Origin of the sequence: Rhodoplanes sp. Z2-YC6860 (genome assembly GCF_001579845.1) — a bacterium.
Taxonomy (GTDB): Bacteria; Pseudomonadota; Alphaproteobacteria; order Rhizobiales; family Xanthobacteraceae; genus Z2-YC6860.
In genome coordinates, this window is the sequence record NZ_CP007440.1 from 129,412 (window position 1) to 144,843 (window position 15,432).

The 15,432-nt window shown below is 65.1% G+C and carries 11 protein-coding genes; 6 read left to right on the top strand and 5 right to left on the bottom strand.

Annotated elements, in window-relative coordinates; genetic code table 11:
- Positions 1–251: 251 nt before the first annotated feature.
- From pnp to RHPLAN_RS00600, 4 genes are all read left to right on the top strand, one after another.
- Positions 252–2,417: a polyribonucleotide nucleotidyltransferase gene (pnp, locus tag RHPLAN_RS00585; RefSeq protein WP_068012962.1), complete on the top strand. Its 2,166-nt coding sequence runs from the start codon at positions 252–254 to the stop codon at positions 2,415–2,417.
- Positions 2,418–2,625: 208 nt separating this feature from the next.
- Positions 2,626–2,847 (top strand): hypothetical protein, encoded by a 222-nt coding sequence (locus RHPLAN_RS00590; RefSeq protein WP_068012963.1) that lies wholly within the window; start codon positions 2,626–2,628, stop codon positions 2,845–2,847.
- Between the two features lie 130 nt (positions 2,848–2,977).
- Positions 2,978–3,649 carry a Crp/Fnr family transcriptional regulator gene (locus RHPLAN_RS00595; protein ID WP_068012965.1) on the top strand — a complete coding sequence of 224 codons (672 nt, stop codon included), beginning with the start codon at positions 2,978–2,980 and terminating at the stop codon, positions 3,647–3,649.
- A gap of 306 nt (positions 3,650–3,955) precedes the next feature.
- Positions 3,956–6,484, top strand: coding sequence for a tetratricopeptide repeat protein (locus RHPLAN_RS00600; RefSeq protein ID WP_068012967.1), 2,529 nt, complete (start codon positions 3,956–3,958; stop codon positions 6,482–6,484).
- A 23-nt stretch (positions 6,485–6,507) separates the two neighbouring features.
- Here RHPLAN_RS00600 and RHPLAN_RS00605 read toward each other — a convergent pair whose 3' ends face one another.
- The 3 genes from RHPLAN_RS00605 to RHPLAN_RS00615 form a co-directional block, all read right to left on the bottom strand.
- Positions 6,508–9,921 carry an acyl-[ACP]--phospholipid O-acyltransferase gene (locus RHPLAN_RS00605; RefSeq protein WP_068012968.1) on the bottom strand — a complete coding sequence of 1,138 codons (3,414 nt, stop codon included), beginning with the start codon at positions 9,919–9,921 and terminating at the stop codon, positions 6,508–6,510.
- Positions 9,922–10,066: 145 nt separating this feature from the next.
- The gene (locus tag RHPLAN_RS00610) at positions 10,067–10,345 is read right to left on the bottom strand and encodes a YiaA/YiaB family inner membrane protein (protein WP_068012970.1); all 279 of its coding nucleotides are present in this window, start codon (positions 10,343–10,345) and stop codon (positions 10,067–10,069) included.
- Between the two features lie 15 nt (positions 10,346–10,360).
- A complete protein-coding gene (locus RHPLAN_RS00615; RefSeq protein ID WP_068012971.1) occupies positions 10,361–11,089 on the bottom strand; it encodes a PspA/IM30 family protein in 729 nt (242 codons plus the stop codon).
- Positions 11,090–11,200: 111 nt separating this feature from the next.
- On the opposite strand from RHPLAN_RS00615, the gene RHPLAN_RS00620 reads away from it, so the two are divergent.
- Together RHPLAN_RS00620 and RHPLAN_RS00625 are read left to right on the top strand one after the other, a co-directional pair.
- Positions 11,201–11,809, top strand: coding sequence for a TetR/AcrR family transcriptional regulator (locus tag RHPLAN_RS00620; protein WP_068030303.1), 609 nt, complete (start codon positions 11,201–11,203; stop codon positions 11,807–11,809).
- 115 nt (positions 11,810–11,924) lie between these two features.
- Positions 11,925–13,304 (top strand): MFS transporter, encoded by a 1,380-nt coding sequence (locus RHPLAN_RS00625; protein ID WP_068012973.1) that lies wholly within the window; start codon positions 11,925–11,927, stop codon positions 13,302–13,304.
- 7 nt (positions 13,305–13,311) lie between these two features.
- Here the strand turns inward: RHPLAN_RS00625 and RHPLAN_RS00630 are convergent, their stop codons facing one another.
- Both RHPLAN_RS00630 and RHPLAN_RS38055 read right to left on the bottom strand, forming a co-directional pair.
- Entirely contained in the window at positions 13,312–14,817 is a 1,506-nt protein-coding gene (locus tag RHPLAN_RS00630) for a tripartite tricarboxylate transporter permease (RefSeq protein ID WP_068012975.1), read from the bottom strand.
- A gap of 3 nt (positions 14,818–14,820) precedes the next feature.
- The gene (locus RHPLAN_RS38055; RefSeq protein WP_198164664.1) at positions 14,821–15,309 is read right to left on the bottom strand and encodes a tripartite tricarboxylate transporter TctB family protein; all 489 of its coding nucleotides are present in this window, start codon (positions 15,307–15,309) and stop codon (positions 14,821–14,823) included.
- Positions 15,310–15,432 lie beyond the last annotated feature (123 nt).

The window sequence follows — 15,432 nt, forward strand, 5'->3', positions numbered from 1 at the left end:
CCATACCGCGCGGGATTGTCCCCGCGCGTTTGTTGCGAGCCGCGGTTCGGTTCGCCATTCATCGGCAGCGATATGCGCTGCCGCTTTTGAGCCCGGCGCATACGGTGCCTGGCTCGCCTCACCGGAGGCACGAGGGCCATGGCAGGATCGCGAGATGCTTTCGCAGGACGCGGTGCGACCGCGCGCGAAAGCATCTCGCCGTCTTGCTCATGGCGTTCGCCCCTTCGCGAAAACCATGAGAGAAAATCGAAATGTTCGATACACAACGTGTTGAGCTCGACTGGGGTGGCCGCAAGCTAACCCTGGAAACCGGCAAGGTCGCGCGTCAGGCCGACGGCGCAGTGCTGGCCACCTACGGCGAGACCACAGTACTCGCGGCCGTGGTGGCCGCCAAGGCGCCGAAGCCCGGCATCGACTTCATGCCGCTGACGGTCAACTACACTGAAAAGTATTATTCGGCCGGCCGTATTCCCGGCGGCTACTTCAAGCGCGAGCGCGGCCCGACCGAGAAGGACACGCTGACGTCGCGCCTGATCGACCGTCCGATCCGCCCGCTGTTCCCGGATGGCTGGCGCTGCGACACGCAGGTGACCTGCACGGTGATGTCGCACGATCAGGAAAACGACGCCGACATCGTCGCGATGGTCGCTGCTTCCGCGGCACTCACGATCTCCGGCGTACCGTTCATGGGACCGATCGGCGGCGCGCGCGTTGCATTCGTGAATAACGAATACGTGCTCAATCCGACGCTCGATGAGATGAAGGACACCCAGCTCGATCTGGTCGTCGCCGGCACGCAAGACGCCGTGCTGATGGTCGAATCGGAAGCCAAGGAGCTGTCCGAGGAAATCATGCTCGGCGCCGTGATGTTCGGACATCGGCATTTCCAGCCGGTGATCAACGCGATCATCCAGCTCGCTGAGAAAGCCGCGAAGGAGCCGCGCGAGTTCGCCGTGCCGGACACCAAGGCCATCGAAACGGAAATGCTCGGCATCGTCGAAGCCGATCTCCGCAAGGCCTATGCGATCCCGGCCAAGGCCGAGCGCTATGAGGCAGTCGGCGCCGTCAAGAAGAAGGCGATGGAGCACTTCTTCCCGGACGGCAAGGACAATCCGGATCGCCCGATGACGCTGGTCGGCGGCGTGTTCGGGGAGCTCGAAGCCAAGATCGTACGCTGGAACATTCTCGACACCAGCAAGCGCATCGACGGCCGCGATCTCGTCACCGTTCGTCCGATCACCGTCGAAGCGCCGTTCCTGCCGCGCACCCACGGCTCGACGCTGTTCACCCGCGGCGAGACGCAGGCGATCGTGGTCGCCACGCTCGGCACCGGCGAGGACGAGCAGTGGATCGACGCACTGACCGGAACGTACAAAGAATCGTTCATGCTGCACTACAACTTCCCGCCGTACTCGGTCGGTGAGACGGGCCGCATGGGCGCACCGGGTCGCCGCGAGATCGGCCACGGCAAGCTCGCGTGGCGCGCGATCCATCCGATGCTGCCGCCGAAGGAAGAGTTCCCCTACACCATCCGCGTCGTCTCGGAGATCACCGAGTCGAACGGCTCGTCGTCGATGGCGACGGTGTGCGGCACCTCGCTGGCGCTGATGGATGCGGGCGTGCCGCTGAAGCGGCCGACTGCGGGCATCGCCATGGGCCTGATCCTGGAAGACAAGCGCTTTGCCGTGCTGTCCGACATCCTCGGCGACGAGGATCATCTCGGCGACATGGACTTCAAGGTGGCCGGCACCGAGCAGGGCGTCACCGCGCTGCAGATGGACATCAAGATCGCCGGCATCACCGAAGAGATCATGAAGGTGGCGCTGACTCAGGCCAAGGGTGGGCGCCTGCACATCCTCGGCGAGATGTCCAAGGCGCTCGACAAGGCCCGCGCCGAGCTCGGCGAATACGCGCCGCGCATCGAGACCTTCAAGATCGCCACGGACAAGATCCGCGAAGTGATCGGCACTGGCGGCAAGGTGATCCGCGAGATCGTCGAGAAGACCGGCGCCAAGATCAACGTCGAGGACGACGGCACCGTGAAGGTGGCTTCGTCCGACGGCGAGTCGATCAAGGCCGCGGTCAACTGGATCAAGTCGATAGCGTCCGATCCCGAGATCGGTCACATCTACGAAGGCACTGTCGTGAAGACGATGGACTTCGGCGCCTTCGTCAACTTCTTCGGCGCCAAGGATGGCCTGGTTCACATCAGCCAGCTCGCAGCGAACCGCGTCCAGAAGACCACCGACGTCGTCAAGGAAGGCGACAAGGTCAAGGTGAAGCTCCTGGGCTTCGACGAGCGCGGCAAGGTGCGGCTGTCGATGAAGGTGGTCGATCAGGCCACCGGCGAGGACCTCGAGGCCAAGCAGAAGGCGGAACGCGGCGATCAGCGCGAGGCCGCCGGCGGCGCCGAATAGTCGGCCACGCAGCCATCACGAACGTCAAAAGGGCGCCCCACCGGGCGCCCTTCTTCATTCCGGGAACGCCATAACAATCAGAGGCTTATGAGGGGGTCTGGAATCCGCATTTTTGTGATGGCGAACACATCGCGGCTCGGCTGCCGGGCTTAGCATGTGGATCATGAGGAGCGCAGATGCTCTGGGATTTCGCGAAAGGGAAATCGCCATGACACGGATCGCAGCCACCTCCGGTTCTGTCGCCGCCATCGACACGATCTTCGCCGCTGTGGTCGCGAGCTGCGCCGAATACTGCGCCGGTGCTCGTCAGGGCCGCGACATCGAGGCGCGCTATCGCACGCTGAGCCGCCGCTCGAGTCCCGATCTCGCCCGGCTCGGCATGATTCGAACCGACGTCGCGCGCGCCGCGCTCACCGATATCTGCGATTGAATTGCGTTCCAAGTTCCTCCCCGCACCTTAACTGCCCGTTCTGGTTCCGCCAGGACGGGCTTTTTTTGCAAGCGTGACGTGAGAATTGAGCTATCGTCAGCTGCAGGCTGATCCCGTAGCGACGACGGTTATGACCCCGCCCACCAACCTTTTTTCGGTGTTTCCCGAGACTCTGGCGGCGAAGCTTTTCGCCAATGCCAGACAGACGAAGCTCGCCGCGGATGAGGTGCTTTTTGTCGCAGGGGACCCCGGCGACGGCTGCTACCGGGTCGAGCAAGGCCTGCTCAAGGTCAGCATGATCGCGCCGTCCGGCGCCGAGCGGATTCTGGCCATCGTCGGACCTGGCGGCATCGTCGGCGAGCTTTCGACCATCGACGGCCTGCCGCGCTCGGCTTCGGTGGCCGCTGTCCGCGAGTCGGAGCTGACCTTTGTCAGCCGCGCGGCGTTCCAGACTTTCGCCGAGGATCATCCGCAGGTTTACAAGGATCTCGTGACGCTACTGGCCTCGCGGCTGCGCGACACCGATGGCGTGGTGGCGGCGGGAAGCTTCCTGCCGCTCAAGGGCCGTGTCGCTCGCGCGCTGCTCGATCTGGCTGAAGCGTTCGGCCATGACGTGGGCCAGGGCCGCGTCCTCATCCGCCAGAAGGTCAGCCAGAGCGACGTGGCCGCCATGGCGGGCATCGCCCGCGAGAATGTCAGCCGCATTCTCAACGACTGGATTCGCGACAAGCTGGTGAGCCGGCTGTCGGGCTACTACTGCCTCGAAAACAAGAAGAAGCTCGAGCGGGAAAGCGCCATCTAAATCACGCGTGTTTGCCAGCGCAGCGAGCCACAACGGCGGTGTCATTGCCGGGCCGCGCGTAAGCGCGTGGCCCGGCAATCCATGAGCGGGCGCGGTTGAAAGCAGTCTTACGTAAGACTTCCGCTATCAAGACAGGGTCATGGCCCGCCGGGTCAAGCCCGGCGGTGACAGCCTGCGTGTGGGACGGGCGTGCTTCCACGCAAGAGGAAACGCTCTCCAGGCTTGCCGCGGGCGGAAGCAGCGCGATTTCCATCTGGACGAATCAGCCGATGCCATTTACGGAGCCATCAGGGGTTCCGGGCCGACATGCCGTCACTGCCTTTGCCGCAATCCGCGCCGCTCAACGTGCCGCAGACGCTGGCGCAGGCGCTCGCGCTGCACAAGCAGGGCAAGTTCAACGAGGCGGCGCAGCTCTATTTGCGAATTCTCGCCAGCCGGCCGGACCATATCGACGCCCTGCAATATCTGGCGCTGATCCGTTACGACCAGGCGCAGTACGCCGAGGCTTTGCAATACACCGCCAAGGCCATGCAGGCGCGCGCTCCCTCGCCGCAGATCCTGATGCATCATGGTCTGGTGCTGAATGCGCTCAACCGGCCGGCCGAGGCGATCGAAAGCTTCGACCGCGCCATCAAACTGAAATCGAAATTCGCCGAGGCCCACAACAACCGCGCCGTGGTGCTGATGGCGCTTGGCCGCCACGATGAGGCGCTGGAAGGCCTGCGCAAGGCGCTTTCGATCACGCCAAGCTATGTCGAAGCGATTTCCAACCAGGGCAATGTCTATATCCAGCTCGGCCGCCACGAGGATGCGCTGAAAAGCTTCGACCGCGCCCTCGTGCTCCGGCCGACCCATGTCGAGTCGCTGTTCAACCGCGGCAACGTGCTGAAAGACCTTCGCCGCCACGAAGAGGCGCTGACGGCCTACAACCGTGTGCTGACGCTTCGCCCGGATTTCCCGGAGGCGCTCTGCAACAAAAGTGCTGTGCTGAGCGAGATGCAGCGTTACGCCGACGGCCTGCCCAGCGCCGACCGCGCCATCGCGCTCCGCCCGGACTATGTCGAGGCCCTCTACAATCGCGCCGGCATTCTCTACGGCCTGCGGCGCTTCGAGGAAGCACTGGCAAGCTACGACAAGGCCGTCGCGATCTTCCCCGGTCTCGCCGAAGCCTGGTGCAACCGCGGCAACTCGCTACGCGAGCTCAAGCGCTTCGACGAGGCGATGGCGAGCTACGATCGCGCCGTCGAAATCCGTCCGGATTTTGCCGACGCGCTGTCCAACCGCAGCATGATCCTGCACGACTATCGGCGCTACGATGAGGCGCTGGCGAGCTGCGACCGGGCGCTGGCCGCACGGCCGGACCACATCAACGCGCTCAACAACCGTGCCGAGTCGCTGCGCGACCTCAAGCGCTTCGAAGAGGCGATGGGGAGCTTCAAGCGGCTGAGCGAATTGCAGCCGGGCCATCCGCACGCCTTCAGCGGCGCTGCAAGCTGCGCGGTCAATCTTTGCGATTGGGACAAGCGTGCGGAGTTCTGGCCGACGGTCGAATCCCACATCCGCAACAACACCTCGGTGATCTCGGCCTTCGCGCAATTCGGCTACACCGGCGATCCGGCGCTGCAGCGCCAGTGCGCAGCCAACTATGTCGAGCACCGGCTGCCGGTGATGCCCGAGCCGATGTGGAAGGGCGAAAAGTGGCGCCACGACAAGCCGCGCATCGCCTACCTCTCGGCCGATTTCCGCGAGCACGCCACGGCCTTCCTGATGGCCGGCCTGTTCGAGCAGCACGACCGCGCGCGCTTCGAGACCTTCGCGTTCTCGTTCAGCACCAACGATCGCACCGCGATGCGCGCGCGGCTGGTTTCGGCCTTCGACGAATTCCACGACGTCTATCAGAGCAGCGACATCGATGTCGCGCGGATGCTGCGTGAGCGCGAGATCGACATCGCCATCGATCTGAAGGGCCATACGCAGGAATCGCGCATCGGCATCTTCGCCCACCGGCCTGCGCCGATCGCGGTGAGCTATCTCGGCTATCCGGCGACTGTGGGCACGCCGCTGATCGACTATTTCATCGGCGATCCGGTCGCGTCGCCGTTTTCGCTGCAGCCGCATTTCGACGAAAAAATCGTGCAGCTGCCGGACAGCTATCAGTGCAATGATCGCAAGCGCGTGATCGCCGAACGGATTCCGAGCCGCGCCGAAGCCGGCCTGCCCGAACATGGCTTCGTGTTCTGTTCGTTCAACAACAATTGGAAGATCACGCCCGAGGTGTTCGACGTCTGGATGGGACTCCTCCGCGACGTCGACGGCAGCACGCTCTGGCTATTGCGCGACAACGAGGGCGCCGAGAAAAACCTTCGCAATGAAGCGCAGCGGCGCGACATCGATCCGGCGCGGCTGGTGTTCGCCGATCGCGCGTTGCCGGCCGACCACTTGGCTCGCCATCGCCTGGCCGATCTGTTCCTCGACACCCTGCCCTGTAATGCCCACACCACGGCAAGCGACGCACTATGGGCCGGGCTGCCGGTGCTGACCTGTCTCGGCGAGAGCTTTGCCGGACGCGTGGCCGCCAGCCTCAATCATGCCGCCGGCATGGCCGACATGGTCACGTCCAATCTCGACGCATACCATGCGCTGGCGCTGAAGCTCGCGCGCGAGCCCGCGACGCTCGCGGCCGTCAAGTCGCGGCTCGCGCAGAACCGCGACACCTGCGCGCTGTTCGACACCGTGCGCTTCGCCCGCCATATCGAAGCGGCCTACATGACCATGTGGGAGCGCTGGCAGCGCGACGAGGAGCCGGCAAGCTTCGCGGTGCCGGCTCAGAGCTGAGTATCAGCTTGGCGCGCGGTGGCTTACGCCACCGCGGCCGGCGAAGCGGGTGCTGTCGCAAACCGCTCCTTGATCAGCTTCGTCACCGCCACGTTGTCGATCTTGCCGCTGCCGAGCACCGGCAGCTTCTCGACGGTGACGACCTCGGCCGGCATCATCAATTCGGTCGCGCCGTGCGAACGAGCGAACGTCTGGAAATCGCTGCGCGTGGCGCCGGCCTTGTTGGTGACGAGGATCAGCCGCTCGCCCTTGCGGGCATCCGGCACCGAGCCCACCGCAGAGAGCGAGTCCGGCCAGAGCTCGCCCGCGATCGCCTCGACCGCGGCGAACGACACCATCTCGCCCGCGATCTTGGCGAAGCGCTTGGCGCGTCCCTTGATGGTGACGAAGCCCTGCTTGTCGATGGTGACGATGTCGCCGGTGTCGTGCCAGCCCTCGTTCGGCGGTTCGAGCACGCCCGGATTCTCGGCGCGCAGATAGCCGAGCATCACGTTCGGGCCTTTGACGAACAGCCGGCCGCCCTCGTCAACACCCTCGACCTTGTCGAGCCGCGCCTCCATGCCGGGCAGGATGCGCCCAACCGTGCCGAACTTGTTGAACATCGGCGTGTTGAGCGCGAGCGCCGGCGCGGTCTCGGTGACGCCGTAGCCTTCGAGGATGCGGAGCCCGAATTTTTCCAGATAAGTCCGCCGCGTCGATTCCTTCACCGGTTCGGCGCCGGCCAGGATGTAGCGCAGCGAGCGGAAGTCGTAGGCATGCGCCGAGCGGGCATAGCCGTTCAGGAAGGTGTCGGTGCCGAACATGATGGTGGCATTCACGCCATACACCAGTTCCGGCACGATGCGGTAATGCAGCGGCGACGGATAGAGATAGATGCGCACGCCGGAGACGAGCGGCAGCACGAGGCCCACCGTGAGACCGAACGAGTGGAACACCGGCAGCACGCTGAACACCTTGTCCTGGCGGCCGAAGTCGATGCGCGCCGCGGCCTGCGCCGCGTTCGCCAGCATGTTGCGGTGGGAAAGCACCACGCCCTTGGGCGTGCCCTCTGAGCCCGAGGTGAACAGGATTGCGGCCCAGTCGCCGGCGGTGCGTTTCACCAGGGGCTTCTTGGCGTTCCACATGCCTCGCAGCTTGTCGCCGAGCGTGATGGTCGGACGGATGTCGTCGAGATAGACAATCTTGATGGTTGGCGAGAGGCCCGCGATCAGGGCGTCGAGCCGGCCCTTCTCGATGAAGGCACGCGACGTGAGGATGGTGTCGATCTGCGCGGCCTTGCAAGCCGCCAGCACGTTGGCGACACCCGCCGTGAAGTTGATCATCGCCGGCACGCGGCCGGCCGACATCAGCGCGATCAGCGTCACCGCCGTGCCGTTGGCGTTGGGCAGCATCAGGCCGACCGGCTTGCCCTCCGACGCGAACGGCATCAGCTTCTCGCCGAGGATGCGCGCGCCCATCAGGAGCTTGCGGTAGCTCAGTGCACCCGACACCGGATCCTCGACCGCGATGCGGCCCATGCCGTGGATCTGCGCAGCCTCAATCAACGCCTCCGGCACCGTGCGTTCGATCGAGGTGGTGCGGTAGACGAGGTTAGACATGATCTCGTAAAGCGCCGCACCGGCCGCGAGACGGCGATGCTTGCCCTTGAGCGTCGGATCAACCGAAAGCTTGACCGGCTCCAGAACGGTGACCTTGACCTTCGGGAACCAGCGGCGGCGGATCTGCGAGTGGGACAGCCGGGTGAACGGCGTGGCGTCGAGGCCTTCGAGCCGCACCGGCACGACGAACGCGTCGGTCTTGTCGGCGATGAGACCCGCGCCGTCATAGACCTTCATCAGGCTGCCCGTGACCGTGAGCCGGCCCTCCGGGAAGATGATCAGCGGATCGCCGCCCTTGACGGCGTTGATCAGCGTGCGCGTCGCCATCGGCTTGGTCGGATCGATCGGCAGCGCGCGGGTGAAGCGCAGGAACGGTTTGACCCACCACTTCTTCGCCATCTCGCTGTCGATCGCGAATACGGGATCCTTCGGCAGCAGTGACATCGCGAGCGCCGCATCCAGGAAGCTCGTGTGGTTGAGCGCGATGATCGGATTAGGGCCGGCGTGCAGGAGGTTGTCGACGCCCTTGAGCTCCACGCGATAGACCGCGCGGAACAGGATCGACAGGAAATCCATCATCGCATTGGCCGGCATGGTCCTGGCGATCAGGACCGCGACAATGCCGGTGGTCACGCCGACCAGCACGCAGACGCCCGGGCCGCCAAGCTGCAGGGCATACTGCACCAGCGCCACCACCACGGTGCCGCCGACCATGAACGCTGCGTTGAGCACGTTCACCGCCGCGATGACGCGCGCACGGTGATCGGCGCCCGCCCAGGCCTGCACGGCCGCAAACGTCGGTACGATGTAAAGGCCGCCGCAGATCGCGAGACCCGCAAGGTCGATCGCCATGCGAAGGCCAAGCGCCGTCGCGAAGGCTTCGGAGACGCCAAGCGGCGCGCCCTGATGCAGCGAGCCATAGGTCGCGAAACCGAGATCGAGGGCGAAGAGCGTCAGCCCGATCGCGCCGACCAGGGTCGGCAGCAGCACGATGCGGCCGGCCGACAGCCAGGCCGCAAGACCCGAGCCCACCGCAACCGCGACCGAGAACACTGCGAGATAGACCGTGACGACGTCTTCGTTGCCGCCGAGCACGTTCTTCACCAGCGCCGGCATGGCCGCAAGCACGACGGCGCCGACCAGCCAGAACCAGCTCGTGACCAGGCCGCCCCACCACATCTTCCGGTCGCTGCGCAGATGACCGAGAAGCTCGGAGGTGGAGCTGAAGATATTCTTGGACACCACGAGATCGGGCGCACCTGAGCCGACCTTCGGAATGAGCAGGCTCGAGCCCCAGCACAGCAGGGCGAACACGATCATCAGGCCGGAGAACGAGGCCGGGTCACTTTTCGCAGCAAGGCCGCCGACGATGGTGCCGAGCAGAATCGCCATGAAGGTCGCGCCTTCGACCAGCGCGTTGGCGGCCGGCAGCGACGACTTGGGCAGCAGATCCGGCAGGATGCCGTACTTGATCGGGCCGAACAGCGAGCCTATCACGCCGAAGCCGGCGAGTGCGACGAACAGTACGGGCACCGAATGCAGCCAAAACCCGATCACCGCGACAACGGCAACGCCGATTTCGGCGAGCTTCAGCCGTTGCGCAATGGTCGCCTTGTCGAAGCGGTCGGCGATCTGGCCGCCGAGCGCCGACAGGATGAAATAGGGCGCGATGAAGACAGCCGCCGCGAGTTGCGTCAGCGGCTCGGCGAGGCTGCCGCCGATGTGAAACACGATCAGGAAGGCGAGTGCGTTCTTGAGAAAATTATCGCTGAAGGCCGAAAAGAACTGGCACCAGAACAGCGGCGAGAAACGACGAGACAGCAACAAAGGGGTGGACATCGGAGGGTCCTTAAATTCGCTCGGGGCGGGTCGTATCCCAGGGCTGGTCAATAGGGCCTGTGGTCCGGGAGTAGTTTAAGCCGTCCAGCCAACCGCGCCACTGACTACAGCGGCGCGGTTAAGCCAGTGTTTCGCGGGTTCCGGGTTATTCCTTGCCCCGCTCGATGCCCATCAGCAGGCGCTCGGCCTTGGCGTCCTCGATGCGGTTCACAAGTTTGCCGCTCTCATGGACGTCGCGGATGGTCTTGGTCAGAGTGATGCAGGACTGGATCAGCATGACGATGCCCATGGCGAAATAGCCTTTGATCCACAGGTCCATCGGCATCAGGACGACGCCGGCGGCCACCATCAGGAGCGCGCCGATAAAGCTCGCATAGGTGAAGGTGACCCAGGTTGAGGTGTGTTGAGCAGCTTGCTGGTTCATGACACAGGCTCCGGATTAGCAGGGTTGGGGGTTGGGATTGGCTTCAGGGGGCACGGCGACGGGCTTGCGCTGGCGCAGGCGCTCCAGCACGGAGCCCGCCGTCGGCCGGATGCGGCGGCCGAAACCTTCGGCTTCGAGCCGGTCGGCGATCGAGGTTCCGGCGGTGCCGGCGTCGAGGGTTTCCATCGCCGCATCGGCTGCGGCGTCTTCGGCCTGCCGCTCGCGCAGCCGCCGGAGCGTCGCCTCGGCTTCGGCAAGGCCTGCCGCGCCGTGGTCCGCGGGCTGGAGCCCGCCGTGCCGGAGCCGCCGCACCGATTCCGCGGCGGTGGCAATCCGGCGGCCACGCTCCAATTCGCGGAGGCGGTGCGTTGCGCCGGTGACGTCATGACGCAACCGCCCGATCTCCTTGGCGAACACCGCGCGGGCTTCCCGCATGGCGTCGCGGTCGGCCTCCATCATGGCGATGGCTTCCGCGGCTTCGGTCGCGAGATCTTCGCGGCCGCCGGCAAGCGCCGCCGTCGCGCGGTCTTCCAGGTCGGCGATCCGGGACAAGGTCGATTCGAGGCGCTTGCCCTCGGCTTCATCCTGGGCGATCGCCACGGCGAGCGCCCGCTTGGCCCGTTCGATGCCGGCCGCGGCATCCCGGATATGCTGGTCGAGCACGAGCAGCGCGCTCCGGTCGACCGCCTCCTGTTCGGCGGCGTAAACAGTGCCGCGTACCAATGTCCAAAACGACTTGATCATGTTTGGCGAACTCCCTTATGAACCACGTTCATACGTTACTTGGGACTTGAACAATGTCCAAGATGTGTTTTGAACGATGTTCATAATATCGTTAACAGACTGAGAATGCTGATGAATACCGCCACCCGCCGCGAGCACCTGAGAGATGCGCTGATCGATGCGGCGGCCCGCGCCATCGCAAAGAACGGACTTTCGGGGCTCAAGGCCCGGGCGCTGGCCGACGAGGTCGGATGCGCTGTCGGGGCGATCTACAACGTGGTGGCCGACCTCGACGAACTGGTGCTGTTGGCGAATGCGCGCACGTTGGCTGAACTGGAAAAGATTCTGTCTGACGCGGTGTCGCCGGGCCGTGGCCCGGACTGGGCAATCGAACAACTCGTCAAGCTGGCCCTGGCCTATCTCGATTTCGCCTCGACCCATCGCAGCCAATGGCAGGCGCTGTTCGAGCACCGCCTGGCGTCGGGACAGGTCCCTCCCGAATGGTATCAGCGCGATCTCGAGCGGCTGTTCGAGTATGTCGAGCGGCCCGTCGAGGAGTTGCAGCCCGACGTGACGCGGGAGCGGCGCGCGCTGCTGGCGCGCTCGCTGTTCTCGGCTGTGCACGGTCTCGTCGCGCTCGGCCTCGAAGAGAAGCTGCAATTCATTCCGCTGCCGGCGCTGCGTGAGCAGGTGACGACGATCGTCACCGCGCTGGGCTTCGGGCTCGCCGGCGGCGAGTGAGCTGCTGGCTCACGATGCGGGACGCCGTGCGCGTCGCTTCGGTCCAAGGCTGACTCTTGCATTTGCAACTGACGTGATATCGTCAGCCAAAATCAAGAATGCAGGGGAGGACTTCATGGATCAGGCAGCCGCCGGGGGGCGAGCGTCATCGGCCGGCACGATCGACAACGTCGTCGCGCGGATCGAGCGAATTCCGACCTCGTGGTGGCACGTCCGTGCGCGGATCATCGTCGGCGTCGCGACGTTCTTCGATGCGTTCGACGCGCTCGCCATTGCCACCGCGCTTCCGGTGCTGGTGCCGATGTGGAAGCTCACGCCGCCGCAGATCGGCATGATGATCTCGGCGGGCTTCGTCGGCCAGCTCATCGGCGCATTGCTGTTCGGCTGGATTGCCGAGCGCTTCGGCCGGATGCCTGCGATGATCGGGTCGATCGCGACCTTCGCTGTGATGAGCCTCGTCTGCGCCTTCGCCTGGGACTACAACTCGCTCGTCGCATTTCGGGCTCTGCAGGGTATCGGCCTCGGCGGCGAAGTGCCGGTCGCGGCGGTCTACATCAGCGAGCTGACCAAGGCGCAGAACCGCGGCCGCTTCGTGCTGCTCTACGAACTCGTGTTTCCGATCGGACTGACCGGCGCGAGCCTGATCGGGCTTTGGGTGGTGCCGCATCTCGGCTGGCAGTGGATGTTCTATCTCGGCGCGATCCCCGCCATCGTCGCGCTGATGTTGCGGGTGCTGCTGCCGGAATCGCCGCGCTGGCTCGCCATGCGAGGCCGCACGGCGGAAGCCGAGCAGGCGGTGGCGCTCATCGAGCGCGAGAGCGAAAAGGCGCTCGGACAACCGCTGCCGCCGCCTGTGCCCGTCGCGACGACGCAAAGCGTTCGAGCGTCGCTGTCCGACCTGTTCGGCGAGCTCTATCTGCGGCGCACGCTGGTGGTCTGGGTGATCTGGTTTGCGTCCTATCTGGTGAACTACGGTCTCGCGATCTGGCTGCCGACAATCTATCGCACCGTGTTCAAGCTGCCGCTCGACGTGTCGCTGCGCTACGGGCTGATCATGCAGGTGGCGGGCCTCGTCGGCACATTCATCTGTGCCATGACGATCGACGCCATCGGCCGCCGTATCTGGTTCGCGGTTGCGTTCGCCGCGGCGGCGGCAAGCCTCGGCATGCTGGCGAGCATTGGCGGTCCGACCGCCGAGGAGGTGCTGCTCTATATGAGCATCGCCTACCTGTTCATCAGCACCATCAACATCGGCCTCATTCTCTATACGCCGGAGCTCTATCCGACACGGGTGCGCGCGCTCGGCGTCGGCACCGCGACGGCGTGGCTGCGCTTTGCCTCGATCATCGGGCCGACCGCCGTCGGCTACATGATCGCCGGCGGGCTGTCGTCGGTGTTCTTGTGGTTCGGCGTCGTCGCCGCGGTGGGCGCGGTGATCACGGCCTTTTTCGCGATCGAGACCAAGGGGCGCGTGCTGGAGGAGGTGTCGCCTTAAGCGACACCTATCCTTCCTGGAACACCTCTTCGCGCTTGCCTCGAATTGAGGGCAGCACGAGCACGACCAGCAGCAGGCCAGCGGCGATCAGCAGACCAAGGCTGATCGGCCGATGCACGAAAATCATCGGATCGCCGCTCGAGATCTTCATGGCGCGGCGGAGGTTCTCCTCCATCAGCGGGCCAAGCACGAATCCCAAGATCATCGGCGCCGGCTCGCATTCGAGACGCATCAAGACGAAACCGACCACGCCAAAGAAGGCCGCGATGACCACCGCCGAATAGCTGTTGTTCACCGTGTAGACGCCGATCGCGCAGAACAACAGGATCGCGAGATAAAGGAAGCGATACGGCACCTTGAGAAGCTGAACCCAGATGCCGATCAGCGGCAGGTTGATGATGACCAGCATCAGGTTGCCGATCCACATCGAGGCAATCATGCCCCAGAAAAGATTCGGCCGTTCCACCATGATCTGCGGGCCGGGCTGAATGCCGTGGATGGTCAGCGCGCCGATCATCAGCGCCATGACGGCGTTGCCCGGAATGCCGAGCGTCAGCATCGGGATGAACGAGGTTTGCGCGCCGGCGTTGTTGGCCGATTCAGGCGCGGCCACGCCCTCGACCGCGCCGCGGCCGAAGCGCTGCGGCTCCTTCGATGATTTCTTTTCCAGCGCATAGGCGGCGAACGAACTGAGCGTCGCGCCGCCGCCCGGCAGCACGCCGAGCGCGGAACCGAGCACCGTGCCACGCAGCACCGCGCGCCAGGAGCGGCGGAAATCGTCGGCGGTCGGCCACAGCCGCGTGATCTTCTGCGTCACCACCGAACGCTCTTCTTCCGGCCGCGCGAGGTTGGAGATGATCTCGCCGATGCCGAACACACCTATCGCCAGCGTCGCCACGTCGATGCCGTCGGTGAGCTCGCGGATGCCGAAGGTGAAGCGCTCGCCGCCGGTATTGCCGTCGGTGCCGACGAGCCCGATCAAGAGGCCGACCACGATCATGGCGATGGCCTTGATCACCGAGCCGTGCGCCAGCACCACGGCAGCGATCAGGCCGACCAGCATCAGCGAGAAATACTCCGGCGCACCGAACGACTGGCCGACCCGCGAGAGCGGCGGCGCGAAGGCCGCGATCAGTCCGGTTGCGACCGAGCCCGCGAAGAACGAGCCCAGCGCCGCAATGGCGAGCGCTGCGCCGGCGCGGCCCTGCCGCGCCATCTGGTGGCCGTCCAGACAAGTGACGACCGACGACGTCTCGCCGGGCAGGTTCACGAGAATGGCCGTGGTCGAGCCGCCGTATTGGGCGCCGTAGAAGATGCCGGCCAGCATGATCAAGCCGGACACCGGCTCGAGATGGAACGTGAGCGGTAACAGCATCGCGATGGTCGCGATCGGACCGATGCCGGGAAGCACACCGATCAAGGTGCCGACCATGGCGCCGAGAAATGCGAAGGCGAGATTGGCCGGCGTCAGCGCGACGCCAAAACCCAGGGCGAGGTTATGGAAAAATTCCATGGACTACCATTCCGGCCAGATCGGGATGGCGAGGCCCAGTCCGGCGATGAAGATGCCCCACGACAGAACGATCAGCACAACAGCCGCGATCGCGGTTTCCAGCGGCCGCAGCGCCTTGGTTGCCAGAGCGCCGATACCCGTGAGCAGCACGATCGCAATCACCAGACCTAGCTGCTCGATGCTGAGCGCAAACGCGACGATGGCGATCGTCACCGACAGCACCGCGCGCCAGGCAATCGCGGTGGAGCGCAGCGGCGGGGAAGGCTGACGCAGCCCCTGCGCCAGCACGATCACGCCGAGGCCGAGCAGCACCCAGCACAGAAGCCGCGGCACATAGCCGGTGCCCATGCGCAGCGACGTGCCGACTGGATAGTCGCGCGAGATCCAGAGACCGAACACCGCAAGGGCGATGAACAGAAGCCCCGACAGCACGTCGGCACGGGCGAGGACGTCCCAGTTTGACGGAGCAGCTGGCCGGCGGATGTCACTCACGATGCGCCACCTCGCTTTTTCGTGACACGGGCGGCGTCTCGCTCCCTCTCCCCGCTCGCGGGGAGAGGGCCGGGGTGAGGGGGAATTTCCACGAGCTGCTCTGTTGAGAGCTCCCCTCACCCG